At 62.0% G+C, this 5240-nt stretch carries 5 protein-coding genes and 1 pseudogene; all 6 read left to right on the forward strand.

The window, feature by feature from the left end; genetic code table 11:
- Positions 1 to 261, forward strand: a 261-nt coding sequence (locus ABYV89_RS14300; protein WP_432823613.1) for a TatD family hydrolase, incomplete at its 5' end; no start/stop codon positions are given.
- 16 nt (positions 262 to 277) lie between these two features.
- A complete protein-coding gene (locus ABYV89_RS14305) occupies positions 278 to 1051 on the forward strand; it encodes a tRNA threonylcarbamoyladenosine dehydratase (protein WP_432823614.1) in 774 nt (257 codons plus the stop codon).
- On the forward strand, positions 1051 to 1803 hold the full coding sequence (locus tag ABYV89_RS14310) for a sulfite exporter TauE/SafE family protein (protein WP_432823615.1): 753 nt from the start codon (positions 1051 to 1053) through the stop codon (positions 1801 to 1803). Before ABYV89_RS14305 ends, ABYV89_RS14310 begins: the two co-directional genes overlap by 1 nt.
- A 7-nt stretch (positions 1804 to 1810) precedes the next feature.
- Positions 1811 to 2968 (forward strand): ATP-binding protein, encoded by a 1158-nt coding sequence (locus ABYV89_RS14315; RefSeq protein ID WP_432823616.1) that lies wholly within the window; start codon positions 1811 to 1813, stop codon positions 2966 to 2968.
- 52 nt (positions 2969 to 3020) lie between these two features.
- Positions 3021 to 3842, forward strand: coding sequence for a carboxypeptidase-like regulatory domain-containing protein (locus ABYV89_RS14320; protein ID WP_432823617.1), 822 nt, complete (start codon positions 3021 to 3023; stop codon positions 3840 to 3842).
- Between the two features lie 228 nt (positions 3843 to 4070).
- Positions 4071 to 5240: pseudogene (locus tag ABYV89_RS14325) on the forward strand (hypothetical protein); the annotation flags it as partial.

Consider the following 5240-nt stretch of genomic DNA (forward strand, 5'->3'; position numbering starts at 1 on the left):
ATCGGCGGCACGATCACCTACCCCAGTGCCCGGCGGGCGCTTGCTGTTCTGCGCGGGCTTCCCGCCGAATGGCTGGTGCTGGAAACCGACGCCCCGGACCTGGCTCCGGCGCCGCACCGCGGGGAAGTCAATCGTCCCGCCTACCTGGCGCTGGTTGCCGCGCAGGTGGCCGCCACAAGGGGCTGGTCGAATGAAGAGACTGCGCGGGTGACCACCGCCAACGCCCTGCGGATACTCGGTGTGCAGGGAACCCTTAGTTAAAAGGAATGGAATTGCTGTGATTCAACATCGCTTCAGCCGGATGGAACTGCTGGTCGGCGAGCCCGGGCTGGCTCGCCTGCAATCGGCATCGGTGGCCGTCTTCGGCGTCGGCGGGGTCGGCAGCTATGCGGCCGAAGCCCTGACGCGGGCCGGCATCGGCCGCCTGACCCTGGTCGACTTCGACGATATCTGCCTGACCAATATCAACCGGCAGATTCATGCCACCGAAGGCACGGTCGGCCGGGCCAAGGTGCAGGTCATGGCGGAACGCTGCCGGGCCATCAACCCGCAGCTCGAGGTCGAGCCGCTCAAGGAGTTTTACCAGGCCGCCAATGACGAAGAACTGCTCGGCCGGGGGTTCGACTACGTGCTGGACTGTATCGACCACATCACCGCCAAGCTGCACCTGATCCAGAGCTGCAAAGAACGCGGGCTGCCGGTGATTTCCTCGATGGGGGCCGCCAACAAGCTCGACCCGACCAAAATCGCCGTGGCCGACCTGTTCCACACCCAGAAATGCCGCCTGGCGCGGGTCATCCGCAAGGAACTACGCAATCGCGGCGTCTCCTCGGGGGTGCGGGTGGTCTATTCCACCGAAGAATTCCGCCCCCTCGGCGAGCAGAGCGCGGCCTGTGCCGAAAACTGCATCTGTCCCAACAAGGGGGACCACCAGTGGCGCTGTACCGATCGCCGGGTGATCCTCGGCAGCTCTTCATATATCCCGCCGATCTTCGGGCTGACCATGGCGGGCGAGGTGGTCCGTGACCTGCTTGGGGACAGGACGCCCTGATGGATCCCTACTTCTGGCAGATTCCGACGCTGGTTGGCGTCGGCGTGATTGCCGGATTTCTCAATGTCCTGGCCGGCGGCGGTTCGCTGCTGACTCTACCGCTGCTGATATTTATCGGCCTGCCGGCGGCGGTGGCCAACGGGACCAACCGGATCGGCATATTCTGCCAGAACCTGTTCGCCATATCCGGTTTCCGCAAGCAGGGGGTCTTCCCGATACGGCTGGCCCTGCTCTGCTCGGTTCCGGCCCTGATCGGCAGTTTCGTCGGCGCCAATCTGGCGGTGGATATGGACGAGATGCTCTTTCGCCGGCTGCTGGCGGCGATCATGATCGGGGTTCTGATCTTTACCCTGATCGATCCCATGCGGCGCTGGCCGATCGGGCTGCAGCGGTGGTCGCCCTGGCGCATAGCCGTGCTGATCGTCACTTTTTTCGTGGTTGGAGTCTACGGCGGGTTTGTCCAGGCGGGGGTCGGTTTTCTGGTCATTTCCGGCCTGCTGGTTCACGGTCTTGACCTGGTGCGCATCAACGCGGTCAAGGTGATCGTCATCTTCGCCTTTACCATCGTCGCGCTCGGGGTTTTTATCGCCCACCAGCAGGTTGATTATGTCCTCGGCCTGGCGCTGGCGGTCGGCAACTCAGCCGGCGGCTGGGTGGCGACCCATGCGGCGGTGAAGAAGGGGCACGACTGGATCAAGAAGATTGTTTCTCTGACGGTGCTGGCTTTTGCCGTCAAGCTGCTGATCGGATAGGAGGCTCATGAAATCGACGTCGGATTCCAGATTTGCCCCGGCAAAGCGGGCTGGGCAGTCTAGCCTGTTGCGGCAGCAGGGGTATTTTTCGGTCGCCACGATAACCCGCCAGCTGCTCGATGCGCTGCCGGGTATCCTCTTCGTGCTCAATGGCCAGCGTCAGATCGTCTATGTCAATCGGGCTCTGCTGAAACTGGTCGAGATGGACGACGAATCGGCCTGCCTGGGGCTGCGCCCCGGAGAAGTTTTCGGCTGCAGTCATGCCAGCGAAATGCCCGGTGGGTGCGGCACCTCGGAGGCCTGCAGTACCTGTGGGGCGGTCCTGGCGACGCTGTCCGGCCTGGCCGGGCAACGCGATATGCGGGAATGCCGGCTGACCCGCTGTCGCAACGAACGCTTTGAGGCCCGCGATCTGCAGGTGGTGGCGACCCCTCTTGAGCACGCGGGCGAGCCTTTCGTGATCCTGGCGGTGGCTGATGTCAGCCACGAAAAGCGGCGGCAGGCATTGGAGCGGATTTTTTTTCACGACATCCTCAACTTGATGGGGAGCGTCCGGGGCTTTGCCGAATTGCTGCAGAACTATGAAATGGACAACCAGAAGGAGATTTACCGGTTGGTGCAAGAGGCCTCGGATCAGGTCATTGACGAGATCGAGGCGCAGCGGATGCTGCTGGCGGCTGAAACCGGAACCCTTCAGCTGCAGCCTGAACTGATCGAGGTTGAACCCTTTTTGTCCCGGCTGGCTGAAATCTACCTCTATCACCAGGCTGCCGAGGGCCGTTCCCTGGCGGTCGCTCCAGGGGGTTGTCCCCGATCGGTTCTGCTCAATACCGACCGGGTGCTGCTCGGCCGTATCCTGGGCAACATGATCAAGAACGCCCTCGAAGCTTCCGCTGTCGGGGGGGGCGTCACTCTGGGCTGCCGCCAGCAGGACGACCAGCTTGAGATGTCGGTGCATAATGCCGGGGCAATGCCGCGCTCTGTGCAGCTGCAGATATTCAAGCGACATTTCTCCACCAAAGGAGAATCGCGGGGGCTGGGAACCTACAGCATGAGGCTGCTGAGCGACTATCTCGGCGGCGAAATTTCCTTTGTCAGCGATGCTGGCACCGGCACGGTTTTCCGGTTGCGGTTACCTGTACTGATGGGGGCGGGCGGGGAGTAAGGGTGTCGTTGTTACCTGTTAGGCCCACGGTTTTCAGGGGAGGAGAGAAGGCATGAACCGAATGATCTGGCTGCTGTTGTCGGCCCTGTTATTCCCCGCTCAGGTTGTCGCCGCAGATGGCGACACGGGGACCATTCGCGGAACAGTCGGCGGCCACGGCCAGACCGCTTGTCGCGGCGTGGTGTCGCTGTGGGACGGCAGCGACGGGCGGTCTCCCGATCCGCGCCGCTATCTCATTATCCCGTTCAGCGCCGTCAACCTGGCTCCGTCATGTGCGTTTGAGTTGCAGGCTCCGGCGGGGAGTTATTATGTCGGTGCCCTGCTGCGGAAGACTCCGGGGCCCGAGCTGGGACCGCCGCGCCCTGGTGACCTGGTCTTCATGACGCCCGATCCGCACGGCGGGGTGGTCAGGGTCGAGCTGGCCGCAGGGCAGACCATCGATATCGGAAACCATGCAGAGGGTTGGCGCTATGAGGGGATGCAGGCGGATGCGCCTCAGGGAGTTTCCGGAACGGTGCGGGATATGGAGGGCAAGCCGGTCGCCGGGGTGCTGGTTTTTGCCTTTGCCGATGCCGAGATGACCCGCAGTCCGCTGGCGGTTTCCGCACGTACCGATGAAGAAGGCCGCTACCTGCTCAGGATCGATCGCCCCGGCCAGGTCTACCTGCGGGTCAAGGACGATTATGGCGGCGGGGCTCCGGTAGATGGCGGCTATGTCGGGGTTTTTGGCGGTGCCGTGCCGGCTGTGATCGAGGTTTCCGCGGCCGAAATGACGGCCGGTCGGGACATCCAGGTGTTTAAGGTCCCGGCTGGCCGAATCCGCAGTCGCGGTGACGCCGTGCCCATGCCGCGAGGAGAGAAATCGTCCAACTGAGCGGGCCGGCTTCAGGCGAGAAAATACCCCTGTCGATAAGTAGCGGATAATAATGCTTGACAACCTTGCCTGATATTCATTACAAATAAATACTACCCATCAAAAGTACCCGGCAACAGTGCTGTATGCCTTGCCGGCGCAAGAGAAAAGAATCAAAAGTGCCACAAACTGCCACAAACTGCCACGAATAAATAGATTAACGAGTAAATGAACAGGGGGAGAATGAATATGTCCGATTGTAAGGTCTCAGGCCACAGGAGCGTTCTTGTCGGGGTCAAGGCATTGGTGTGTCTGCTGATGCTCGTTTTGGCTCCGGTTTTTGCGCAGGCGGCAACATTAACGGCAAGCGATTGCGCACAGTGTCACGGAGCGAACGTCGCCCAGAACCATCACCAGTCGTCCTTTTATACTCAGGGCCAGTGTTCCTATTGCCACCAGGGGGTCACGACCAGCGGCGATTGTTCTTCCTGCCATGCGTTTAGCCAGAACAATAAGCATCACGACTCCGCTGCAGCGAAAAGCGGTGACTGCGCCCAGTGTCATACCGGGGTCGGTCAGCTTGGTGATTGCGCCAGTTGTCACCAGGGCAAGCTGAGGACACCCCACCACCAGGCGGCTGCGGCTGGAAACATCGACTGTTCCTCCTGTCATGCCACCTTGCAGGCCGGCAACGGCTGCCAGGGCTGCCACGGCAGCGACACCCGTTCGGCTCACCACACCGCGGCAGATACGAAAAACATCAGCTGCCAGTCTTGCCATCTCGAGATCCAGCCAGTCTCCGGTTGCGACAGTTGTCACAACGCTCAGTACTGGGGTACTTCGGTCGATGCGGATGGCGTCGTAACCCTGTTGACCGCGCGTGACCGTCACCATACCCAGGCCGCGGCCAACGGCAAAAGCTGTCAGGATTGCCATACCAATGCGACCCTCGAGCAGGACTGCCACGTCTGTCACCAGGGCGAATCGGCTCCCCGGCACCACTACGTCGCCAAAGAGGCCAAGATCGAGTGTGGCGTCTGCCACGATAATATCGTCGCCAAAAACAATTGCCAGGACTGCCACCAGGGCGCGACCCGCGATCAGCACCACGCCCGCGCCGCCGCTGACGCCAGCCTGACCTGTGCCTCCTGCCACAACGATGCGCCGGGCGAGTCGGCCTGTGTCAGCTGCCACGACGGGTCCTCCTGGGCGACTGACGGCGATGCCCGCACCCGCCACCATGGCTTGGCCACGGCAGGCAATGTCGCCTGTACCAGTTGCCATGCCACCCTCGATGCGAAAAACACCTGTACCGATTGTCACCAGCGCGGCGGTGCCCGCACGGCCCACCACGATTTTGCTGCGGTGACGCCAGGCTTTGAATGCGGCAGCTGTCACGACAGTCTGGCCGGCGCTATC

Origin of the sequence: Trichloromonas sp. (assembly GCF_041583255.1) — a bacterium.
Classification (GTDB): domain Bacteria; phylum Desulfobacterota; class Desulfuromonadia; order Desulfuromonadales; family Trichloromonadaceae; genus Trichloromonas.